Origin of the sequence: Pseudomonas kielensis, from assembly GCF_014236655.1 — a bacterium.
Classification (GTDB): domain Bacteria; phylum Pseudomonadota; class Gammaproteobacteria; order Pseudomonadales; family Pseudomonadaceae; genus Aquipseudomonas; species Aquipseudomonas kielensis.
Genome location: NZ_JACMYG010000006.1, coordinates 179,615 through 200,722, shown reverse-complemented (window position 1 = coordinate 200,722; position 21,108 = coordinate 179,615). Strand labels below are relative to the sequence as shown.

20 protein-coding genes are annotated in these 21,108 nt (G+C 60.4%); 11 read left to right on the top strand and 9 right to left on the bottom strand.

What is annotated here, in order from left to right; all coding sequences use genetic code 11:
• Positions 1 to 139: 139 nt before the first annotated feature.
• Entirely contained in the window at positions 140 to 574 is a 435-nt protein-coding gene (locus H7995_RS08515) for a YkgJ family cysteine cluster protein (protein ID WP_095167337.1), read from the top strand.
• 203 nt (positions 575 to 777) lie between these two features.
• Here H7995_RS08515 and typA read toward each other — a convergent pair whose 3' ends face one another.
• Positions 778 to 2,598 carry a translational GTPase TypA gene (gene typA, locus H7995_RS08510; protein WP_095167339.1) on the bottom strand — a complete coding sequence of 607 codons (1,821 nt, stop codon included), beginning with the start codon at positions 2,596 to 2,598 and terminating at the stop codon, positions 778 to 780.
• A 139-nt stretch (positions 2,599 to 2,737) separates the two neighbouring features.
• Positions 2,738 to 4,192 (bottom strand): tRNA uracil 4-sulfurtransferase ThiI, encoded by a 1,455-nt coding sequence (gene thiI, locus H7995_RS08505; protein WP_166592453.1) that lies wholly within the window; start codon positions 4,190 to 4,192, stop codon positions 2,738 to 2,740.
• Between the two features lie 331 nt (positions 4,193 to 4,523).
• On the opposite strand from thiI, the gene glnA reads away from it, so the two are divergent.
• The 4 genes from glnA (at position 4,524) to ntrC (ending at position 9,296) form a co-directional block, all read left to right on the top strand.
• The gene (glnA, locus tag H7995_RS08500) at positions 4,524 to 5,930 is read left to right on the top strand and encodes a type I glutamate--ammonia ligase (RefSeq protein ID WP_166592452.1); all 1,407 of its coding nucleotides are present in this window, start codon (positions 4,524 to 4,526) and stop codon (positions 5,928 to 5,930) included.
• 224 nt (positions 5,931 to 6,154) lie between these two features.
• Complete coding sequence (locus tag H7995_RS08495) at positions 6,155 to 6,517, top strand: hypothetical protein (RefSeq protein WP_185818239.1); 363 nt, start codon at positions 6,155 to 6,157, stop codon at positions 6,515 to 6,517.
• A gap of 260 nt (positions 6,518 to 6,777) precedes the next feature.
• Positions 6,778 to 7,863, top strand: a complete 1,086-nt coding sequence (glnL, locus tag H7995_RS08490; RefSeq protein ID WP_159993222.1) for a nitrogen regulation protein NR(II) — start codon at positions 6,778 to 6,780, stop codon at positions 7,861 to 7,863.
• Positions 7,860 to 9,296, top strand: a complete 1,437-nt coding sequence (ntrC, locus tag H7995_RS08485) for a nitrogen regulation protein NR(I) (RefSeq protein WP_095167349.1) — start codon at positions 7,860 to 7,862, stop codon at positions 9,294 to 9,296. The genes glnL and ntrC overlap by 4 nt, the downstream gene beginning before the upstream one ends.
• Before the next feature lie 513 nt (positions 9,297 to 9,809).
• On the opposite strand, the gene H7995_RS08480 is transcribed toward ntrC, so the two are convergent.
• Positions 9,810 to 10,250 carry a hypothetical protein gene (locus H7995_RS08480; protein WP_166592450.1) on the bottom strand — a complete coding sequence of 147 codons (441 nt, stop codon included), beginning with the start codon at positions 10,248 to 10,250 and terminating at the stop codon, positions 9,810 to 9,812.
• Between H7995_RS08480 and H7995_RS08475 the strand changes: the two genes are divergently transcribed.
• Entirely contained in the window at positions 10,249 to 10,704 is a 456-nt protein-coding gene (locus H7995_RS08475) for a tRNA (cytidine(34)-2'-O)-methyltransferase (protein ID WP_032862277.1), read from the top strand. The two genes, H7995_RS08480 and H7995_RS08475, sit on opposite strands and share 2 nt — an antisense overlap.
• A 111-nt stretch (positions 10,705 to 10,815) precedes the next feature.
• Here H7995_RS08475 and secB read toward each other — a convergent pair whose 3' ends face one another.
• From secB to H7995_RS08460, 3 genes are read right to left on the bottom strand one after another with little or no spacing between them, the layout of a single operon-like run.
• The gene (gene secB, locus H7995_RS08470) at positions 10,816 to 11,298 is read right to left on the bottom strand and encodes a protein-export chaperone SecB (RefSeq protein WP_095167353.1); all 483 of its coding nucleotides are present in this window, start codon (positions 11,296 to 11,298) and stop codon (positions 10,816 to 10,818) included.
• A 39-nt stretch (positions 11,299 to 11,337) separates the two neighbouring features.
• Entirely contained in the window at positions 11,338 to 11,592 is a 255-nt protein-coding gene (gene grxC, locus H7995_RS08465) for a glutaredoxin 3 (protein ID WP_166592449.1), read from the bottom strand.
• 1 nt (position 11,593) lies between these two features.
• Positions 11,594 to 12,007, bottom strand: a complete 414-nt coding sequence (locus H7995_RS08460; protein WP_166592448.1) for a rhodanese-like domain-containing protein — start codon at positions 12,005 to 12,007, stop codon at positions 11,594 to 11,596.
• A gap of 155 nt (positions 12,008 to 12,162) precedes the next feature.
• Here H7995_RS08460 and gpmI point away from each other — a divergent pair, with 155 nt between their 5' ends.
• The 5 genes from gpmI (at position 12,163) to H7995_RS08435 (ending at position 18,720) form a co-directional block, all read left to right on the top strand.
• Positions 12,163 to 13,692: a 2,3-bisphosphoglycerate-independent phosphoglycerate mutase gene (gene gpmI, locus H7995_RS08455; protein ID WP_166592447.1), complete on the top strand. Its 1,530-nt coding sequence runs from the start codon at positions 12,163 to 12,165 to the stop codon at positions 13,690 to 13,692.
• A gap of 231 nt (positions 13,693 to 13,923) precedes the next feature.
• Positions 13,924 to 15,219 carry a murein hydrolase activator EnvC family protein gene (locus H7995_RS08450; RefSeq protein ID WP_166592446.1) on the top strand — a complete coding sequence of 432 codons (1,296 nt, stop codon included), beginning with the start codon at positions 13,924 to 13,926 and terminating at the stop codon, positions 15,217 to 15,219.
• 31 nt (positions 15,220 to 15,250) lie between these two features.
• Positions 15,251 to 16,558, top strand: coding sequence for a S41 family peptidase (locus H7995_RS08445; protein ID WP_166592445.1), 1,308 nt, complete (start codon positions 15,251 to 15,253; stop codon positions 16,556 to 16,558).
• Between the two features lies 1 nt (position 16,559).
• Entirely contained in the window at positions 16,560 to 17,339 is a 780-nt protein-coding gene (locus tag H7995_RS08440) for a divergent polysaccharide deacetylase family protein (protein ID WP_185818238.1), read from the top strand.
• Positions 17,340 to 17,442: 103 nt separating this feature from the next.
• Complete coding sequence (locus H7995_RS08435) at positions 17,443 to 18,720, top strand: Vps62-related protein (protein ID WP_166592443.1); 1,278 nt, start codon at positions 17,443 to 17,445, stop codon at positions 18,718 to 18,720.
• 15 nt (positions 18,721 to 18,735) lie between these two features.
• Here the strand turns inward: H7995_RS08435 and H7995_RS08430 are convergent, their stop codons facing one another.
• From H7995_RS08430 to hisA, 3 genes are all read right to left on the bottom strand, one after another.
• Complete coding sequence (locus tag H7995_RS08430) at positions 18,736 to 19,491, bottom strand: substrate-binding periplasmic protein (protein ID WP_166592442.1); 756 nt, start codon at positions 19,489 to 19,491, stop codon at positions 18,736 to 18,738.
• 66 nt (positions 19,492 to 19,557) lie between these two features.
• Positions 19,558 to 20,328 (bottom strand): imidazole glycerol phosphate synthase subunit HisF, encoded by a 771-nt coding sequence (gene hisF / locus H7995_RS08425; protein WP_166592441.1) that lies wholly within the window; start codon positions 20,326 to 20,328, stop codon positions 19,558 to 19,560.
• 9 nt (positions 20,329 to 20,337) lie between these two features.
• Entirely contained in the window at positions 20,338 to 21,075 is a 738-nt protein-coding gene (hisA, locus tag H7995_RS08420; RefSeq protein ID WP_166592440.1) for a 1-(5-phosphoribosyl)-5-[(5-phosphoribosylamino)methylideneamino]imidazole-4-carboxamide isomerase, read from the bottom strand.
• Positions 21,076 to 21,108: the final 33 nt, after the last annotated feature.

The window sequence follows — 21,108 nt, the reverse complement described above, 5'->3', positions numbered from 1 at the left end:
CTTGCACAATCACCTGAATTGAACGTCTCAGGGACAAAAGGATGCAGGGGGCGTGCCGGAACCTTGAAAAAGTTGTTCAAAAAACCACCAATCCCGTATCATCCCGCGCCCGGATACAACGCTACCCCTTGGAACCCTGATGAAGCCTCAACTGATCGCCGCCGCGGAACTCGACCGTCTCGAGACCTGGCAGAAATACTCCAGCCATATGTGCGGCGGCTGCGTGTCCAGCTGCTGCACACTGCCAGTGGAGGTCAAGATCAAGGATCTGATCCGCATCGGCATCGTCGATGAGTTCGAACGCGGTGATCCGCCGAAGAACATCGCCAAGCGTCTGCAAAAGGAAGGGATCGTCGAGCGTTACAACCAGAAATCGGAAATCTTCACCCTCCAGCGCATGAGCAATAACGATTGCCTGTACCTGGATCGTAAGAGCCGTTTCTGCACTATTTATGACAAGCGCCCGGATACCTGCCGCAACCACCCCAAGATCGGCCCACGGCCGGGCTACTGCGCCTACAAACCCAAGGAAGTGGTGCGCGATACCCAACGGCGGACGCTGGACAAGTTCTGATCTGGATTTTGTATGGCTCCAAAGGCCCTCATCGCGGGCAAGCCCGGCTCCCACAGGGGCCGAGCTGCCTGGCTGAACGCGGTAAATTGTGGGAGCTGGCTTGCTGGCGATAAGGCCCACACAGTCATCACATAATCCCAGACAAACAAAAACGCCCCCGACCTTGCGGTCGGGGGCGTTTTTTTGCCCGCTAACTAAGTGACTTAGTTATTGGACTTCTTGGCAGCGCGGGTACGCTCGCTTTCGCCCAGGATCTTCTTACGAAGACGGATGGACTTAGGCGTAACTTCACACAGCTCGTCTTCTTGTACGAATTCCAGAGCTTGCTCCAGAGTGAAACGTACAGGCGGAACCAGAGCGATGGTTTCGTCTTTACCCGAAGCACGCATGTTGTCGAGCTTCTTGCCTTTAGTCGGGTTAACACCCAGGTCGTTGTCGCGGCTGTTCAAGCCAACGATTTGACCTTCGTAGATGTCCTGGCCGTGTTCGATGAACAGCTTGCCACGCGACTGCAGGGTTTCCAGCGAGTAGGTCAGCGCCTTACCGGTAGCAACCGATACCAGCACGCCGTTCTGACGGCCGGACATGTCGCCGGACTTCATCACGTCGTAACGGTCGAAGATCGAGGTCAGGATGCCTGCACCGGAGGTCAGGGTCAGGAACTCGTTACGGAAACCGATCAGGCCACGGGCCGGGATGTTGTACTCAAGGCGCACACGGCCCTTGCCATCCGGAACCATGTTGGTCAGGTCGCCCTTACGGATACCGATCTGTTCCATGATCGAACCTTGCGATTCTTCTGGCAGGTCGATGGTCACGTTTTCGTACGGTTCGTGCTTGACGCCGTCAACCATGCGGATGATCACTTCCGGACGACCAACACCCATTTCGAAGCCTTCGCGACGCATGGTTTCGATCAGTACCGAGAGGTGCAGCTCACCACGGCCGGAGACTTTGAACTTGTCAGCCGAGTCGCCTTCTTCAACGCGCAGAGCAACGTTGTAGAGCAGCTCTTTGTCCAGACGTTCCTTGATGTTACGGCTGGTCACGAACTTGCCTTCTTTACCGCAGAAAGGCGAGTCGTTTACCTGGAAGGTCATGGAAACGGTTGGTTCGTCAACGGTCAGCGGAGTCATCGCTTCGACGTTCAGTGGGTCGCACAGAGTGTCGGAGATGAACAGCTGGTCGAAGCCGCTGATGCAGACGATGTCGCCGGCAGCTGCTTCTTCAACGTCGATGCGGTGCAGACCGTGGTGACCCATCAGCTTGAGGATACGACCGTTACGCTTCTTGCCGTCGGCGTCGATAGCCACGACCGGAGTGTTCGGCTTGACGCGACCACGAGCGATACGGCCAACACCGATAACACCCAGGAAGCTGTTGTAGTCCAGAGCGGAGATCTGCATCTGGAACGGACCGTCACGGTCGACTTTCGGCGCAGGTACGTTGTCGACGATCGACTGGTACAGCGGGGTCATGTCTTCAGCCATGTCGGTATGGTCCAGACCTGCAATGCCGTTCAGGGCAGAGGCGTAAACCACTTTGAAGTCCAGCTGTTCTTCGGTAGCACCCAGGTTGTCGAACAGGTCGAAGATCTGGTCCAGAACCCAGTCCGGACGCGCGCCTGGACGGTCAACCTTGTTGATCACCACGATTGGACGCAGGCCGGCTTCGAAAGCCTTCTTGGTCACGAAACGGGTTTGCGGCATAGGGCCGTCTTGAGCGTCAACCAGCAGCAGAACGGAGTCAACCATCGACATTACACGTTCAACTTCGCCGCCGAAGTCGGCGTGGCCCGGGGTGTCCACGATGTTGATGTGGTAGCCGTTCCAGTTGATGGCGGTGTTTTTCGCCAGAATGGTAATACCGCGCTCTTTCTCCTGGTCGTTGGAGTCCATCACGCGCTCGTCGTTGAGCTCGTTGCGCTCCAGGGTGCCGGATTGACGCAAGAGTTTGTCTACCAGGGTGGTCTTACCATGGTCAACGTGAGCAATGATGGCGATGTTGCGTAGATTTTCGATCACTTGTGTATCTCGATCAGAGGATTCGGTGTGCTGACAGGTCGTGGCAGCGATTTACAGTAGAGTCAGGCCTTGCCGTTACAGCTTGACGGCAGAGTCGGGGGGCCGGTGACGCAGGCCACAGGCAAACAGCCCCGGGCTCTTAGCTCGGTCGATAAACGCGCACATTGGCATGCCCCTCACTGAGCAAATGGTGGGCATGCAGGCGACTCATCACGCCTTTGTCGCAATACAGCAGGTACTGGCGAGTAGGGTCCAGTTCCTTGAAACGAGCGTTCAGTGCATAAAACGGCATCGTTTGTACCTCGACGCCAGCCAGGGCGAGCGGGTCGTCTTCAGCGGCATCCGGGTGACGGATGTCGATGACGATCTGACCTGCCAGCGCTTCGCTGACTTCTTCAATTTGCACGTCCTGGCCCAACTCGTCGATGACCCGATCGATCGGCACCAGTTTGGCGTTCTCGAGCGCACGCTCAAGGACGGCCATGTCGAATTCTTTCTCTTCATGCTCCACGCGCGGACGCTTGGCGTGGGTCTTGGGGTTCACCGAGATGACCCCACAGTACTCCGGCATGTGCTTGGCGAAGTCGGCGGTGCCGATTTCGTTGGCCAGGTCGATGATGTCCTGCTTGTGACTGGCAATCAGCGGGCGCAACACCAGCTTCTCGGTCACGCAGTCGATCACCGACAGGTTCGGCAGCGTCTGGCTGGAAACCTGGGAGATCGCCTCACCCGTCACCAGCGCCTCGATCTCCAGTCGATCGGCGATTCTCGACGCAGCGCGCAACATCATACGCTTCAATACGACGCCCATATGACTGTTATCGACTTTGCCGAGAATTTCTCCCAGCACTTCCTCGAACGGCACACTGACAAATAGCACGCGTTGCGAGCTGCCGTACTTCTTCCAGATGAAGTGCGCCACTTCCATCACGCCCAATTCGTGGGCACGCCCGCCGAGATTGAAGAAGCAGAAGTGCGCCATCAGCCCGCGGCGCATGATCTGGTAGGCCGCCACCGTGGAATCGAAACCGCCGGACATCAGTACCAGGGTCTGTTCCAGGGCGCCCAGCGGGTAACCGCCGATGCTGTTGTGCTGGTTGTGGATCACAAACAACCGTTTGTCGCGAATTTCGATGCGGACTTCGATTTGCGGGTCTTTCAGGGAAATTCCGGCGGCGCCGCACTGGCGACGCAGTTGGCTGCCGACGTATTTCTCGACATCCATGGAGCTGAATTCGTGCTTGCCGGCCCGCTTGCAGCGCACCGAAAAAATCTTCCCGGCCAGCGCCTCGCCAAAGTGCAGCTTGCACTTGGCGACCACGTCGTCGAAGTCACCCAACGGGTACTCGTCGACCTGCAGGAAATGCGCGATGCCCGGCATGCAGCTCAGGCGCTCGGTCATGTCCTTCAAGGCTTTGGGGTCAGTCAGCTGCGTTTCCAGCTCGAGATTGTCCCACACGCCGTTCACCACCACAGCCGGGTCCAGATCGCGGAGCACGGCACGGATGTTCTTGGCCAACTGACGGATGAAACGCATCCGTACCGGGCGGCTTTTGATGGTGATCTCGGGGAAGACTTTTACGATTAGTTTCATGAAAACAGCGCGCGCTGGGCCAGCCGAAAAAGGGGGGCGCGGATTATAGCGGAAATTGCTCAAGGTTTAACCAGTTAATGTGCAGAAGGTTTTCAATGCACCAAAACAGGTCATTTATGCATTTGAGCGCTACATTAGGGGGCGCGATTTTGCCCTTTTCAGCGCTTTGCACCTTTATAAGCGTGATATTGGGGCGAAAAACCCAACTCGGGGCACTGGCATGCAATTTGCTCCCTTGTGAGGCAGGTTGCCTTGGCAGAGTATTCGCGCCGGCATCACCCACATTCTAAGGGCATCCACTACCCAAGCCCGAAGCCACCCGGAGGACACTATGTCGAAGTCGGTTCAACTCATCAAAGATCATGACGTCAAATGGATTGATCTGCGCTTCACAGATACCAAGGGCACTCAGCACCACGTGACCATGCCGGCTCGCGACGCGCTGGATGAAGCTTTCTTCGAAGAAGGCAAAATGTTCGACGGTTCCTCCATCGCTGGCTGGAAAGGCATCGAAGCTTCCGACATGATCCTGATGCCGGATGACAGCACTGCTGTCCTCGATCCGTTCACCGAAGACCCAACCCTGATCATCGTCTGCAACGTGATCGACCCTTCGACCATGCAAGGCTACGACCGCGACCCACGTGCGATCGCCAAGCGTGCCGAGGACTACCTGAAGTCCACCGCTATCGGTGACACCGTATTCGTCGGTCCAGAGCCTGAGTTCTTCATCTTCGACCAGGTCAAGTTCAAGTCCGATATCTCCGGTTCGATGTTCAAGATCTACTCCGAACAAGGTTCGTGGATGTCCGACCAGGACGTGGAAGGCGGCAACCATGGCCACCGTCCAGGGATCAAAGGCGGCTACTTCCCGGTTCCACCGTTCGACCACGACCACGAAATCCGTACCTCCATGTGCAACGCCATGGAAGAGATGGGCCTGACCATCGAAGTTCACCACCACGAAGTGGCGACTGCCGGCCAGAACGAAATCGGTGTGAAGTTCAACACCCTGGTTGCCAAGGCTGACGAAGTTCAGACCCTCAAGTACTGCGTACACAACGTGGCCGTGGCTTTCGGCCGCACCGCTACCTTCATGCCTAAGCCTCTGTACGGCGACAACGGTTCGGGTATGCACGTTCACCTGTCCATCGCCAAAGATGGCAAGAACACCTTCGCTGGCGAAGGTTATGCCGGCCTGTCCGACACTGCCCTGTACTTCATCGGCGGTATCATCAAGCACGGTAAGGCCCTGAACGGCTTCACCAACCCGGCGACCAACTCCTACAAGCGTCTGGTACCAGGTTTCGAAGCACCAGTGATGCTGGCCTACTCGGCTCGCAACCGCTCCGCCTCGATCCGTATTCCTTACGTGTCCAGCCCGCGCGCTCGCCGTATCGAAGCCCGTTTCCCGGATCCGGCTGCCAACCCATACCTGTGCTTCGCCGCACTGCTGATGGCTGGCCTGGACGGCATCCAGAACAAGATCCACCCTGGCGATGCAGCTGACAAAAACCTGTACGACCTGCCGCCTGAAGAGGCGAAAGAGATCCCACAAGTTTGCGGCAGCCTGAAAGAAGCCCTGGAAGAGCTGGACAAAGGTCGTGCGTTCCTGACCAAAGGCGGCGTTTTCAGCGACGACTTCATCGACGCTTACATCGCTCTGAAAAGCGAAGAAGAAATCAAGGTTCGTACCTTCGTGCACCCACTGGAATACGAGCTGTACTACAGCTGCTAATCCGGTAGCGCTTGCGCAAGCAGCGTGATTCGAAAGAGGCCTCCTTCGGGAGGCCTTTTTTTATGGAAAATTCCGACACCACAAAACATCGACTGCTCGCTGATTCAGCGTCGCGACTGACATCCAGTCCAGGCCCTGGCATCTAGCCTTTCACAAGGCCGCACCGCAACACCCCTGCTGGCCTGGCTCATCGCCCTTGCCCTTACATCAAAAAGGAACCTGCCATGCGCTCATTGAGGTGGTGCCTGCTCATATGGCTCGCCCTGTCTGCCGCCGCGCTGAGCGCACCGCGCCCCACCTACCGCGTACTGAGCCTCAGCGAGTTGACCGACGGCCAGGCCCTGCGCGCCAATAACGGCTCATTCAGCGTCGGCGTACAGATTCAGCCACCTCTGCAGGCCACTCATCGCTTGCGCCTGCTGCTCGATGGCCAACCCTACGGCCCAGCGAGCAACACCACGCAACTGCACCTGCTAAACGTCGATCGCGGCGAGCATAGCCTCGCCGTGCAGGTGCTGGTTAGAGACGAGGTGATCCAACAGAGCCCGACCCTCAGGTTCAATGTGCTGCGAGTCCGCAAGCGCTAGGGCAGGCAAACTCATTTTGCAGTGTTTGAGGCGCTGTTCAGGTTTGCGCACTATATTGGTGCGATTGGTTGCACTCTTGTCATACAGCGACACATTTTGGTTCGAAAATACCCGTAGAAGCTGGCAAAACGCCACGCAACCGAACTTAAAACGCCCGTTCCAGGGGTTTATTGCTTCTTTTCGGAGCCTTGGTTTGGTTTTTGCATTTTCCTCGCAACAGCGCCTCCTTCTCGCGCGCGCCTGCTCCAAAAGAGGTCCTAATGACCATCAGCGACGCACTGCACCGCTTGCTACTCGACAACCTGACGACGGCCACCATTCTGCTCAATGCCGAACTGCGCCTTGAGTACATGAACCCGGCAGCCGAAATGCTCCTGGCCATCAGCGGCCAGCGCAGCCATGGGCAATTCATCAGCGAGCTGTTCACCGAGTCGACCGAAGCCCTGAACTCCTTGCGTCAGGCGGTCGAACAGGCCCACCCCTTTACCAAGCGCGAGGCGATGCTCACCGCCCTGACCGGCCAGACCCTGACCGTCGACTACGCGGTGACGCCGATCCTGAGCAACGGCGCCACCCTGCTGCTGCTTGAGGTGCACCCGCGCGACCGCCTGCTGCGCATTACCAAGGAAGAAGCGCAGTTGTCCAAGCAGGAAACCAGCAAGATGCTGGTGCGCGGCCTGGCCCACGAGATCAAGAATCCCCTGGGCGGGATTCGCGGCGCGGCCCAGTTGCTGGCCCGCGAGCTGCCGGAAGAAAGCCTCAAGGACTACACCAATGTGATCATCGAGGAAGCGGACCGTCTGCGTAACCTGGTAGATCGCATGCTCGGCTCGAACAAACTGCCATCGCTGGCCATGTGCAACATCCACGAAGTGCTGGAGCGCGTGTGCAGCCTGGTGGAAGCCGAAAGCCAAGGCTGCATCACCCTGGTACGCGACTACGACCCGAGCATTCCAGACGTGTTGATCGACCGCGAGCAGATGATCCAGGCCGTCCTCAACATCGTGCGCAACGCCATGCAGGCCATCAGCAGCCAGAACGAGCTGCGCCTGGGCCGCATCACCCTGCGCTCGCGGGCCATGCGCCAGTTCACCATCGGCCATGTGCGCCATCGCCTGGTGACCAAGATCGAGATCATCGACAACGGCCCCGGGATTCCCGCGGACCTGCAGGAAACCATCTTCTTTCCCATGGTCAGCGGCCGTCCGGACGGTACCGGGCTGGGCCTGGCCATTACCCAGAACATCATCAGCCAGCACCAGGGCCTGATCGAATGTGACAGCCACCCAGGCCACACCACCTTCTCGATCTTTCTGCCACTGGAACAAGGAGCCACATCGACATGAGCCGTAGTGAAACCGTGTGGATCGTCGATGACGACCGTTCTATCCGTTGGGTCCTGGAAAAAGCCTTGCAGCAGGAAGGCATGACCACGCAAAGCTTCGACAGCGCCGATGGGGTGATGAGCCGCCTGGCGCGCCAGCAACCGGACGTGATCATCTCTGACATCCGCATGCCGGGTGCCAGTGGCCTGGACCTGCTGGCACGGATTCGCGAACAGCACCCACGCTTGCCAGTGATCATCATGACTGCGCACTCCGACCTGGACAGCGCTGTCGCGTCCTATCAAGGCGGCGCGTTCGAGTACCTGCCCAAGCCGTTTGACGTTGACGAGGCGGTGTCACTGGTCAAGCGCGCCAACCAGCACGCCCAGGAACAACAGGGCCTGGAAGTGCCCGTCGCCCTGACCCGCACCCCGGAAATCATCGGCGAAGCGCCGGCGATGCAGGAAGTGTTTCGCGCCATCGGGCGCTTGAGCCATTCCAACATCACCGTGCTGATCAATGGCGAGTCCGGGACCGGTAAAGAGCTGGTGGCCCACGCCCTGCACCGCCACAGCCCACGGGCGGCCTCGCCGTTCATCGCCCTGAACATGGCGGCGATCCCCAAGGACTTGATGGAGTCCGAGCTGTTCGGCCACGAGAAAGGGGCATTTACCGGCGCCGCCAACCTGCGCCGCGGACGTTTTGAGCAAGCCGATGGCGGCACGCTGTTTCTCGATGAGATCGGCGACATGCCGGCCGACACCCAGACCCGCCTGCTGCGGGTCCTGGCCGATGGCGAGTTTTACCGGGTCGGCGGCCATGTGCCGGTCAAGGTCGACGTGCGCATCATCGCCGCGACCCACCAGAACCTGGAAACCCTGGTCCACGCCGGCAAGTTCCGTGAGGACTTGTTCCACCGCTTGAACGTGATCCGCATCCACATCCCACGCCTGTCGGACCGTCGCGAAGACATTCCGACCCTGGCCAAGCACTTCCTGGCCCGCGCCGCACAAGAGCTGGCGGTGGAGCCAAAGCTGCTGAAAAGCGAAACCGAGGAATACCTGAAGAACCTGCCGTGGCCGGGCAACGTGCGCCAGCTGGAGAACACTTGCCGCTGGATCACGGTGATGGCCTCGGGGCGCGAAGTGCACATCGGCGACCTGCCGCCGGAGCTGCTGAGCCTGCCGCAGGACTCGGCACCGGTGACCAACTGGGAACAGGCCCTGCGCCAATGGGCCGACCAGGCGCTGGCTCGCGGCCAGTCAAGCCTGCTGGACAGCGCAGTGCCGGCGTTCGAGCGCATCATGATCGAAACCGCCCTCAAGCACACCGCCGGCCGCCGCCGCGACGCCGCCGTGCTCCTGGGCTGGGGCCGCAACACCTTGACCCGCAAGATCAAGGAGCTGGGGATGAAGGTCGATGGCGGGGACGATGATGAAGGGGATGAGGGCTAAATCCTTCACCGACTTGTAGATCCATTCGCGGGCAAGCCCGCTCCCACTGGTTTTGCACAATGCCGTGGGAGCGGGCTTGCCCGCGATGCTTTCAGGGCCATCGTGCACCGACTGAATGCACCGTGAACCGCGATCGCGCACGGCAACAGATCCGAAATCCCACCTGCGCTCGCAATCAAACCTCTATCGAAAAAACACCAAAGCCCCGGAATACGGGGCTTTCGACGTTTCAACACAACATTTTGCTTCAACCTATTAAAACCTGGCACGCCCCCTGCAATAGTCCATTCAGTGATTCAGTTCACTACCCGGTTTCGGGGACCTTGGTACAGGCAGGCCGGGGATTCCCCTCTTTACATCGGGCTCACACCGCACAAGCGACGAGCCCAAGCAGTTTTGGGGCCCTTGATACAGGCAGGTCAGGGGTTCCTTCTTTACACCGGGCTCACGACGCAACGCGTGAGCCCATCCCGTTTTGGGGTCCTTGGTACAGGCAGGCCGGGGATTCCTCTTTTATTGCTCCTGGAGATGGATCTCCAACCGCCAGCGATCGCCCACCTCGCTGCCGGCCCAATCGCCCTTCAGCGGCCGGGCCGCCACCAGTGTCAGCAACAATCCCTTGTCACTCAAACGTACCCGCCAGTTCACGTCCTTACCGTTGAGCTTGAGCTGGCCTTTCTGCGCCTGCCCCTGGGCCTCGAACAGCAGCGCGAGGCTGCCGTCGATCAGTTCGCCATGGGTCTTGGGCGCGTTGTTGAACCACACCACCAGACCATCACCGGTGACCTCGACCTGCTGCAACTCGGACGGCTCGGGGGTGGTCAGGCGACCGATCATCAATCCCACCATCAGGCCGACAATCGCCAGCGAGCCCATTACCCGCGGCAATAGCTTCGATCGCCGGTCCACTTCCGGCGTAGAATGCCGTCCATCTTTACCTTCGGAGCCGTGCATGTTTCACGTCATCCTTTTTCAACCAGAAATTCCGCCGAATACCGGCAACGTTATCAGGCTGTGCGCCAACAGCGGCTGCCACCTGCACTTGATCGAGCCACTGGGCTTCGAGATGGATGACAAGCGCCTGCGTCGGGCCGGCCTCGACTACCACGAGTATGCCACCTTGCAGCGGCATGCCGACCTTGCCAGCTGCCTGGAAAGCCTTGGCCATCCGCGCCTGTTTGCGTTCACCACCAAAGGTTCGCGGCCGTTTCACGACGCCAGTTTCGCCGAGGGCGATGCGTTCCTGTTCGGCCCGGAAAGCCGCGGCCTACCGGCCGAGGTGCTGGACGCCCTGCCCGATGGCCAGCGCCTGCGCCTGCCGATGCGCGAAGGCTGCCGCAGCCTGAACCTGTCCAATACCGTGGCGGTGGCCGTGTACGAAGGCTGGCGGCAGTTGGGTTTCAAATAACCCACCGGCGATTTTTCGCCTGGCCAAAACAATCGCGGGCAAGCCCGCTCCCACAGGTTTTGCACAATCCTGTGGGAGCGGGCTTGCCCGCGATGTTGTCAGCCGCGCTGCTTACTGAACGGTCTGAGCGCCGTCCTGCTGCATGCGTTGCACTTCTTGCGCGTACAGCGCATCGAAGTTGACCGGGGCCAGCATCAGGGCCGGGAACGAACCACGGGTCACCAGGCTGTCCAGGGCTTCGCGAGCGTACGGGAACAGGATGTTCGGGCAGAACGCGCCCAGTGTGTGGCTCATCGAACCTTCGTCAAGATTCTTGATCAGGAAGATACCGGCCTGCTGGACTTCGGCGATGAAGGCCACTTCGTCACCGTTCTTCACGGTCACCGACAGGGTCAGCACGACTTCGTGGAAGTTGTCTTCCAGGACTTTCTGACGGGTATTGAGGTCCAGACCGACACTCGGCTCCCACTGCTGGCGGAAGATCGCCGGGCTTTTCGGGGCTTCGAAAGACAGGTCACGCACGTAGATGCGCTGCAAGGAGAATTGCGGTGCGGTTTCTTCTTCGCTAGCTGCAGTGTTCTGTTGGTCAGTCATCTCAGATCCTTTCTGATCTTGGGTCTTATAGGGAAGGAATTAGGCCTTGAGCAGCGCGTCGAGCTTGCCAGCGCGGTCCAGGGCAAACAAGTCATCACAACCACCGACATGGGTGCTGCCGATCCAGATCTGCGGCACGGACGTACGCCCGGCCTTGCTGGCCATTTCGGCACGCACCTGCGGCTTGCCATCGACCTTGATTTCTTCGAAGGCTACACCTTTGTTTTCGAGCAGGTACTTGGCGCGCGAGCAATAAGGGCAGTAATCGCTGGAGTAGACGACGACGCGGGCCATATCACTTCACCAGCGGCAGGTTATCGCCTTTCCAGCTGGAGATCCCGCCGGACAGCTTGGCGGCGGTGTAGCCGGCCTTGAGCAGTTCACGCGCGTGGGTACCGGCTGTCTGGCCCATGGCATCGACCAGGATGATGGTCTTGGCCTTGTGTTTTTCCAGCTCGCCGACGCGGGCAGCCAGTTTGTCGTGTGGAATGTTCAGCGCACCAACGATGTGGCCGGCGGCGAAATCCTTGGTCGAACGGATGTCGATCACCACGCCGGCGTCCTTGTTGACCAGTGCGGTCAGTTCACCGGTGCTCAGGCTGCGACCGCCGCCCTGCATTTGATAAGCGATCAGCAACGCCAGCAGTACGACGAAGATACCGACGAGCAGATAGTGGTTAGTGGCAAATTCAATCAGGTGAGCAACCATCGAAGGAGGTTCCAGGGCGTTAAAATGTCGGCCAGTATACACAGCCACTATGGTGGGCCAAACCCCGTCCGGCGGTGACGCCGCCGGAACTTCGCTTTAAACTGCCACTCCCTTTTTCCATCGCCCCTTTTTTAACTCAGCCACGAGTGGAATCTATGACTACCACGCCTAAACCTTTGGTCCTGATGATTCTCGACGGCTTCGGTCACAGTGAGAGCGAAGAATCCAACGCCGTGTTCGCGGCCCGCAAGCCTGTCCTCGACCGGTTGTGCGCCACCTTACCGAACGGCCTGATCTCGGGTTCGGGCATGGACGTCGGCCTGCCGGACGGCCAGATGGGCAACTCGGAAGTCGGCCACATGAACCTCGGCGCCGGCCGCGTGGTGTATCAGGACTTCACCCGCGTGACCAAAGCGATCCGCGACGGTGAGTTCTTCGAGAACCCGACCATCTGCGCCGCGGTGGACAAAGCCGTTGCCGCTGGCAAGGCCGTGCACTTCATGGGCCTGCTGTCCGAGGGTGGCGTACACAGCCACCAGGACCACCTGATCGCCATGGCCGAACTGGCCTTCAAGCGCGGCGCCGAGAAGATCTACCTGCACGCCTTCCTCGACGGCCGCGACACGCCGCCCAAAAGCGCCCAGTCGTCGATCGAACTGCTGGATGAAGCCTTCAAGACCCTGGGCAAAGGCCGGATCGCCAGCCTCATCGGCCGCTACTTCGCCATGGACCGCGACAACCGCTGGGATCGCGTCTCCCAGGCCTACAACCTGATCGTGGATGGCCACGGCGAGTTCAACGCCGCTACCGCCCAGGAAGGCCTGCAAGCCGCCTACGAGCGTGGCGAGAGCGACGAATTCGTCAAGGCCACCACCATTGGCGAGCCGGTCAAGGTCGAAGACGGCGATGCCATGGTGTTCATGAACTTCCGTGCCGACCGTGCGCGCGAGCTGAGCCGCGTGTTCGTCGAGGACAATTTCAGCGAGTTCGAACGTGCCCGTCAGCCGAAACTGGCCGGTTTTGTCATGCTCACCCAATACGCCGCCAGCATCCCTGCCCCGTCGGCCTTCGCCCCGGGCAGCCTGGAAAACGTGCTGGGCGACTACCTGGCGAAAAACGGCAAGACCCAACTGCGGATCGCTGAAACCGAAAAATACGCCCACGTGACCTTCTTCTTCTCCGGCGGCCGTGAAGAACCGTTCCCGGGTGAAGAGCGCATCCTGATCCCTTCGCCAAAAGTCGCCACCTACGACTTGCAGCCAGAGATGAGCGCGCCGGAAGTGACCGACCGCATCGTCGAGGCCATCGAGAACCAGCGTTACGACGTGATCGTGGTCAACTACGCCAACGGCGACATGGTCGGCCACAGCGGCGTGTTTGCCGCAGCGGTCAAAGCGGTTGAGTGCCTGGACCTGTGCGTCGGCCGGATTGTCGAAGCCCTGGAAAAAGTCGGTGGCGAAGCGCTGATCACCGCCGACCACGGCAACGTCGAGCAGATGTCCGACGAATCCACCGGCCAGGCCCACACCGCCCACACCACCGAGCCGGTACCGTTCATCTATGTCGGCAAGCGTGATTTCAAGGTCCGCGAAGGCGGGGTCCTGGCCGACGTGGCGCCGACCATGCTCAAGCTGCTGGGGCTGGAGCAACCGCCCGAAATGACCGGCACTTCGATTCTGGTGTAAGCAGCCTCTTCAAACACCGCCAAACCCTGTGGGAGCGAGCCTGCTCGCGATAGCAATCTGACAGCCAACATCTTTGTTGAATGTACTGATGCCATCGCGAGCAGGCTCGCTCCCACATTGGTTTGCGGTGTTTTTCAGCCCGGTTATCACACCGCCCTAATTGGGCGTTTTTTTTGCAACGCTTGGCGGGCATACTAGGCTGTCTTTTTTCCCCCGGTGTCGCCCACCTTTATGCTCCGCGTCCTGATAGCCCTAGCTCTGACCTGCCTGCTCCAACCGGCCTTTGCTGACGAGCGCGCGCAAACCCAACAACAGTTGGACGCCACGCGTCAGGATATTGCCGAGCTGAAAAAGCTGCTGGGCAAGCTGCAGGAAGAAAAGTCCGGGGTGCAGAAAGACCTCAAGGGCACCGAGACCGAGATGGGCAAGCTCGAGAAGCAGGTCGATGCCCTGCAAAAAGAGCTGAAGAAAAGCGAATCCGAGCTGCAGCGACTCGATGCCGAGAAAAAAAAACTCCAGAGCGCGCGCACTGAACAGCAACAACTGATCGCCACCCAGGCCCGCGCGGCCTATCAGAACGGCCGCCAGGAATATCTCAAGCTGCTGCTCAACCAGCAGAACCCGGAGAAATTCGCCCGCACCCTGACCTATTACGACTACCTGAGCCAAGCTCGCATGGAGCAGCTGAAGAATTTCAACGAAACCCTGCGCCAACTGGCCAATGTCGAGCAGGACATCGCCCAGCAGCAAGCCCAACTGCTGGTGCAAAAAAGCAGCCTCGACAGCCAGCGCGACGAACTGGACAAGGTCCGCAAGGAGCGCCAGCAAGTCCTGGCCAAGCTCAACACCGACTTCAAGGACCGCGACCAGAAGCTGCAGGCCCGCGAGCAGGATCAGGCCGACCTGTCCAAAGTTCTGAAAACCATTGAGGAAACCCTGGCACGCCAGGCCCGGGAGGCAGAAGAAGCGCGGCAAAAAGCGCTGATCGCCCAGCAGGAAGCGGAAAAAAAGCGTTTACGTGAGGCACAGGCCGCGGCAGATGCCCCGACCGATGCCCCACGTAAAATCGCCAAACCGACACCCGGCGCCCTGGTCTCCAGCGCTGGCGAAACCTTCGGCGGTGCCTTTTCTGCAACACGGGGAAAACTTCCTTGGCCGGTCGATGGTCGATTGCTTGCCCGCTTTGGCGAAAGCCGCGGCGACGACGCCCGCACCAAGTGGGACGGCGTGATGATCAGCGCCTCCGCCGGCAGCCAGGTACATGCCGTGCACGGCGGACGCGTGGTGTTTGCCGACTGGTTGCGTGGCGCCGGCTTGCTGGTGATTCTCGACCACGGTAACGGTTTCTTGAGCCTGTACGGCCACAATCAGACGCTGCTCAAGTCGGCGGGCGACGTGGTCAAGGCCGGCGAGTCCATCTCCACTGTCGGTAACAGTGGCGGCCAGGACACGCCAGCGCTGTATTTCGCTATTCGTCAGCAGGGTCACCCGAGTGATCCAGCACAATGGTGCCGTGCGCAAGGATAAGCGCACCATCTAACTCAGGAGTTCGTTCGACATGCTGCATTTGTCCCGCCTCACTTCGCTGGCCCTGACGATCGCCCTGGTGATCGGTGCGCCCCTGGCGTTTGCCGCTGAACCGGCCTCGTCGACCTCGGCTGCGACCACCAAGGCGCCATTGCCGCTGGATGAGTTGCGCACCTTTGCCGAGGTCATGGACCGGATCAAGGCCGCGTATGTCGAGCCGGTGGACGACAAGACCCTGCTGGAAAACGCCATCAAGGGCATGCTCAGCAACCTCGACCCACACTCCGCCTACCTGGGGCCGGAAGACTTCGCCGAGCTGCAGGAAAGCACCAGCGGCGAGTTTGGTGGCCTGGGCATCGAAGTCGGCTCCGAAGACGGCTTCATCAAAGTGGTGTCGCCGATCGACGACACCCCTGCCTCCAAGGCAGGCATCCAGGCTGGCGACTTCATCGTCAAGATCAACGGCCAACCGACCCGAGGCCAGAGCCTGACCGAAGCCGTGGACCGCATGCGCGGCAAGATCGGCGAGAAGATCACCCTGACCCTGGTCCGCGACGGCGGCACCCCGTTCGACGTGACGCTGGCCCGTGCGACCATCCAGGTCAAGAGCGTGAAGGCGCAGTTGCTGGAGTCGGGCTACGGCTACATCCGCATCACCCAGTTCCAGGTCAAGACCGGCGAAGAGGTCTCCCAGGCCCTGGCCAAGCTGCGCAAGGAAAACGGCAAGAAGCTCAGCGGCATCGTGCTCGACCTGCGCAACAACCCGGGCGGCGTCCTGCAATCGGCGGTGGAAGTGGTCGACCACTTCATCACCAAGGGCCTGATCGTCTACACCAAGGGCCGGATCGCCAACTCCGAACTGCGCTTCTCGGCCACCGGCAAGGATGAAAGCGAAGCAGTGCCGATGGTGGTGCTGATCAACGGCGGCAGCGCCTCGGCCTCGGAAATTGTCGCCGGCGCCCTGCAGGACCAGAAACGTGCAGTCGTCATGGGCACCACCAGCTTCGGCAAGGGCTCGGTGCAAACCGTGCTGCCGCTGAACAACGACCGCGCGCTGAAGATCACCACCGCACTGTACTTCACCCCGAACGGGCGCTCGATCCAGGCCCAGGGCATCGTTCCGGACATCGAAGTGCGTCGGGCCAAGATCACCAACGAGCAGGACAGCGAGTACTTCAAGGAAGCTGACCTGCAAGGCCACCTGGGCAATGGCAACGGCGGCGCCGACAAGCCAAGCGGCTCCGGCGGCAAGGCCAAGCCGATGCCACAGGACGACGACTACCAACTGGCCCAGGCGCTGAGCCTGCTCAAGGGCCTGAGCATTACCCGCGGCCGCTGAGATGCGCCTGCGGTGGTTCCTCGGCCTGCTGTGCTGCCTGGCCGGCGTTGCCCATGCGACGCCCGGGCAGGCGCCACCCCACAAGGCCTACCTGAGCCTGATCATCGATGACCTGGGGCAGAACCTGCCCCGGGATCGCCGCGTCCTGGCGCTGCCCGGGCCGGTCACCGCGGCGATCATGCCCGACACCCCCCATGCCACCGAATTTGCCCGCGAGGCCCACCGCGCAGGCAAGATCGTCATCCTGCACATGCCCATGGACCCGGCCACCGGCCCGTTCGCCTGGCACCCCGAGCTGCCCATCGAAGAGCTGCGCAAGCGCCTGGACGCCGCGTTCAAGGCCGTCCCCTACACCGCCGGCATCAACAATCACATGGGCAGCCGCATGACCGCCCAGCAGCCGGCCATGGCCTGGTTGATGGCCGAGTTGCAACGCCGGCACAAGCTTTTCGTCGACAGCCGCACCAGCGCCCAGACCGTCGCCGCCGCCGAGGCGCAGAAGATCGGCCTGGCCAGCGTTTCACGGGATGTGTTTCTCGATGACGAACGCAATGAAGCCGCGATCTACAACCAACTGCAGAGCGCCATCAGCCTGGCGCGCAAACAGGGTTCGGCGGTGATGATCGGCCATCCCTACCCCCAGACCCTGGCGGTGCTCGAGCGCGAACTGCCCAAGCTCAAGGCCCAGGGCATCGACTGGATCAACATCCGGCAGATGATCAGCGTGCGCAGCAATCGCGCCATGGCCGCCCATGGCAAAGACGGGACTTATCGCCAGTAAGCAGCAGCGGGCCACTACATAGTTACCGCCAGCCGCCTCATCCAATTCTGGATATTGAAATCCGCAACCCGATCGGGTTGCCTTTCAATGACCAGGAATGACCATGAACCCACATGACGATGACGCGGCACTCGCAAGGCCAATGGAATCAATAAAAGTTGAAAACCTGCTGATCAACTTTACGACCGAGTTTCACCGGATCTGGGATAACAAAGGCTCACGCTCCAAACCCGGTGGTTTTTGGCGTCCCAGCCCCGCCCCTGATTTGCTGCCGGGCTTTTTCCCACTCGGCGACCTCGCCGTCTCCGGTCACGACAACATCAACCATCGAAGAGTGGTGGCCGTGGTTTGCGAAGGCGAGCTGCCCAGTACGGCCGCCAACCCAGGCAAGGCCCTGAGCAAGCCCGATGACTTTGAACAGGTCTGGAAAGACAAGGGTTCAGGCGCCAACACCGACTGTTCGATCTGGCGTCCCATTGCACCTGATGGCTACGTGGCACTTGGCCTGGTGTGCGCTGACGGTCTCGACAAACCTTCGGTCAACTCCGTGCGGTGCGTGCGGGCGGACCTGGTCGTGGCGTCATCCATCGACAACATGATCTGGAGCGACAAGGGCAGTCGTGCCAAGCAGGACTTCAGCGTCTGGAGCGTCCGCCCACCTGCCGCAGCGGCGGGAGAGATTCATTTTGCGCCGGGCACATTCGTGGGCGTCAACAGCTATACCAAACCCGTGATGCACACCGGCGCGTACTGCCTGCGAATGCGGCTTTCGCTCAAAGCCGAACCTGCGCCACTGCCTCCGTCCCTCACCGGATACGAACCACCCGCCTCAACGCAACCGGCCACCGTCACCCTAACGGCACGGCTCCCCTGGTTCGCAATCAAAGATCCCGACCTGAGTGCGTTCGAGCAGTTTCGTACGAGCCCCTACTACCACGTGCTAAAAAAAGAGCAGTACGTGCTGATCGGTTACGGCCATAACACCAGCTCCGCAGGGCAAACCTTCAAATGGTTTGACGAGGTACAAAATGCCGATAGCCTCGCAACATTCTCTCGCCTGACCTCTGTCGAGGTGGGCGCCGAATGGAACTCCAGGTTGCCGGAGTTTTCCATCTCGCTGCCTCCAACCTTCTCTGTCGCATTCTCGGCGAAACTGGGCAGCAGCTTCTCCCCCCTCGACGCCGACACTCAGCGCAGCAGGTTGGTCGCTCCCCTGTCGGCTCACGTCGTCACCATCGTGGCGAAGAAGCGCATCGTGGCGGTTTACCGCACACAGTTCGACTACCAATTGCTACGCAGCAACGGCACACAAGTGGCACACGAGGGCAGCTACTCCGACTACGACAAACTGCATGTGAGCGAATATCCGCCGGAGCAATAGCGGATCGTCAAAAACCTACAGGTACCGCCCCATGATCTCGTCGACCCCGCCTTCCTTGCGCAACTGATCGAGCGCTGCCTGCAATTTGGCGACGGTTTCGTCAGGCACCTCGCGGTTCAACGCCAGATACAGTTGCGCACTGTTGAAACGCAGGACCGTCTTCAAGCCGGTGACCCCCTCCTGGCGCGCCAGATAGCGCCCGGCTGGGTCGCCGGTGGCCCACAGATCGATCTGGCCATTGAGCAGCTTTTTCGCGTTGTCCTGATCGCGCAGTACCACGACCGGCTTGAGCCCCTGCTTGGCCAAGGTCTCGGCAATGGCGTCGCCCTTGTAGGCGCCGATCTTGTATTGGCGCGCGTCTTCCAGGGACTGCAGGGTGATTTTGCTGTCAGCCTTGGCCAGCATGATCCAGTCGTCCGGACCAATGGGGCCGACCCACTTGAAGAGTTTTTCGCGGTCGGGCAGGCGCGCCATGACGAACACCCCGTAACCGGGATTTTCCAGGGCGAGTTTGTAGACGCGCTCCCAGGGGAAACGCAGGGTCAGGCTGTAGGTGATGTTGGCCCGCTTTGATATCTCGCGGACGATGTCCACGGCGATGCCATTGATGTTCTCGTCCTGAGCGAAGTTCTTGCCGTTCTTCGCCATGTTGTAGGGCGGGAAGTTTTCCGTCAGCAAGACCAGGTCGATATCGGTTTTTTCAGCGGCACGTAGCACGCCGCTGAACAGTAACGAAGCACTGGCAAGAACGAGGAATAGGCGTCTGAGCATGTCGGCTACCGCAGTCCATTGGCGTGCCCAAGCTTGCCTTGAGCCCGCCATGCTGTCCACTGGCCTTTATCGAACCACGATACCGCGTGCTGCCATGTAGGCCTTCGCTTCCGGCACGGTGTACTCGCCGAAGTGAAAGATACTGGCCGCCAGCACTGCGCTGGCGTGACCGTCGAGGATACCGTCCGCCAGGTGCTGCAGATTGCCGACGCCGCCGGAAGCGATCACCGGGATCCCCAGGGCATCGCTGATGGCGCGGGTCACGCCCAGGTCGAAGCCGTTTTTCATGCCGTCCTGGTCCATGCTGGTCAGGAGGATTTCCCCTGCCCCCAGGCCTTCCATCTTCTTCGCCCACTCCACCGCATCCAGCCCGGTGGGTTTGCGCCCGCCGTGGGTGAAGATTTCCCAGCGCGGGGTTTCGCCCGGCAGGGAGACTTTCTTGGCGTCGATGGCCACGACGATGCACTGCGAGCCGAAATGCTGCGCGGCTTCGCCGACGAACTCCGGGTTGAACACCGCCGCGGTGTTGATCGAGACCTTGTCCGCACCGGCATTGAGCAGGTTGCGAATGTCTTGCACGGTGCGCACACCACCGCCCACGGTCAGCGGGATGAACACCTGGCTGGCCATGCGCTCGACGGTATGCAAGGTGGTGTCGCGGCCATCGACGCTGGCGGTGATGTCGAGAAAGGTAATCTCGTCGGCACCCTGCTCGTCGTAGCGACGGGCAATTTCCACCGGGTCGCCGGCGTCACGGATGTTCTCGAACTTCACACCTTTGACGACCCGGCCGTTGTCCACGTCCAGGCAAGGGATGATGCGTTTGGCCAGCGCCATGGTCAGTCCTCAGCCTTGGTACGAGTCGCAGAAGGCTTGCGCCTCGGCGACGTCGAGGGTGCCTTCGTAGATCGCCCGGCCGGTGATGGCGCCGATGATGCCCGGTGCGCGAGCGTCGAGCAGCGACTTGATGTCACCCAGGTTGTGGATGCCACCGGAGGCAATCACCGGGATCCGGGTGGCCGCCGCCAGGGCCGCGGTGTACGACACGTTGCAACCCTGCATCATGCCGTCTTTGGCGATGTCGGTATAAACGATGGCAGACACGCCATCGGATTCGAATTGCTTGGCCAGGTCGATGACGTTCACGGTGCTGATTTCGGCCCAGCCGTCAGTGGCGACAAAACCGTCCTTGGCGTCCAGGCCAACAATCACCTTGCCCGGGAACGCGCGGCAGGCTTCGGCAACGAACGCCGGATCCTTCACGGCCTTGGTGCCGATGATCACGTAGCTCACGCCCGCCTTGACGTAGTGCTCGATGGTTTCCAGCGAGCGGATACCACCGCCAATCTGGATCGGCAGGTTCGGGTAGCGCTTGGCGATCGCGGTCACCACTTCGCCGTTGACCGGCTGGCCTTCGAACGCGCCGTTCAGGTCGACCAGATGCAGACGACGGCAACCGCCCTCTACCCACTTGGCAGCCATGCTCACCGGGTCATCGGAGAACACTGTGGAATCTTCCATGCGGCCCTGGCGCAGACGTACACAGGCACCGTCTTTGAGATCGATAGCGGGAATAATCAGCATCTGGCAAACCTTCAAATTCGATTTTTCAGCATT

What these genes read in the sequence shown, in the direction of transcription:
- gpmI (WP_166592447.1), top strand. Translation starts at nt 12,163, where the DNA reads ATGACTACCACGCCTAAACCTTTGGTCCTGATGATTCTCGACGGCTTC.
- secB (WP_095167353.1), bottom strand. Translation starts at nt 11,298, where the DNA reads ATGACTGACCAACAGAACACTGCAGCTAGCGAAGAAGAAACCGCACCG.
- H7995_RS08450 (WP_166592446.1), top strand. Translation starts at nt 13,924, where the DNA reads ATGCTCCGCGTCCTGATAGCCCTAGCTCTGACCTGCCTGCTCCAACCG.
- thiI (WP_166592453.1), bottom strand. Translation starts at nt 4,192, where the DNA reads ATGAAACTAATCGTAAAAGTCTTCCCCGAGATCACCATCAAAAGCCGC.
- hisF (WP_166592441.1), bottom strand. Translation starts at nt 20,328, where the DNA reads ATGGCGCTGGCCAAACGCATCATCCCTTGCCTGGACGTGGACAACGGC.
- hisA (WP_166592440.1), bottom strand. Translation starts at nt 21,075, where the DNA reads ATGCTGATTATTCCCGCTATCGATCTCAAAGACGGTGCCTGTGTACGT.
- grxC (WP_166592449.1), bottom strand. Translation starts at nt 11,592, where the DNA reads ATGGCCCGCGTCGTCGTCTACTCCAGCGATTACTGCCCTTATTGCTCG.
- glnL (WP_159993222.1), top strand. Translation starts at nt 6,778, where the DNA reads ATGACCATCAGCGACGCACTGCACCGCTTGCTACTCGACAACCTGACG.
- H7995_RS08480 (WP_166592450.1), bottom strand. Translation starts at nt 10,250, where the DNA reads ATGCACGGCTCCGAAGGTAAAGATGGACGGCATTCTACGCCGGAAGTG.
- H7995_RS08460 (WP_166592448.1), bottom strand. Translation starts at nt 12,007, where the DNA reads ATGGTTGCTCACCTGATTGAATTTGCCACTAACCACTATCTGCTCGTC.
- ntrC (WP_095167349.1), top strand. Translation starts at nt 7,860, where the DNA reads ATGAGCCGTAGTGAAACCGTGTGGATCGTCGATGACGACCGTTCTATC.
- H7995_RS08495 (WP_185818239.1), top strand. Translation starts at nt 6,155, where the DNA reads ATGCGCTCATTGAGGTGGTGCCTGCTCATATGGCTCGCCCTGTCTGCC.
- H7995_RS08430 (WP_166592442.1), bottom strand. Translation starts at nt 19,491, where the DNA reads ATGCTCAGACGCCTATTCCTCGTTCTTGCCAGTGCTTCGTTACTGTTC.
- H7995_RS08445 (WP_166592445.1), top strand. Translation starts at nt 15,251, where the DNA reads ATGCTGCATTTGTCCCGCCTCACTTCGCTGGCCCTGACGATCGCCCTG.
- H7995_RS08435 (WP_166592443.1), top strand. Translation starts at nt 17,443, where the DNA reads ATGAACCCACATGACGATGACGCGGCACTCGCAAGGCCAATGGAATCA.
- H7995_RS08440 (WP_185818238.1), top strand. Translation starts at nt 16,560, where the DNA reads ATGCGCCTGCGGTGGTTCCTCGGCCTGCTGTGCTGCCTGGCCGGCGTT.
- H7995_RS08475 (WP_032862277.1), top strand. Translation starts at nt 10,249, where the DNA reads ATGTTTCACGTCATCCTTTTTCAACCAGAAATTCCGCCGAATACCGGC.
- H7995_RS08515 (WP_095167337.1), top strand. Translation starts at nt 140, where the DNA reads ATGAAGCCTCAACTGATCGCCGCCGCGGAACTCGACCGTCTCGAGACC.
- glnA (WP_166592452.1), top strand. Translation starts at nt 4,524, where the DNA reads ATGTCGAAGTCGGTTCAACTCATCAAAGATCATGACGTCAAATGGATT.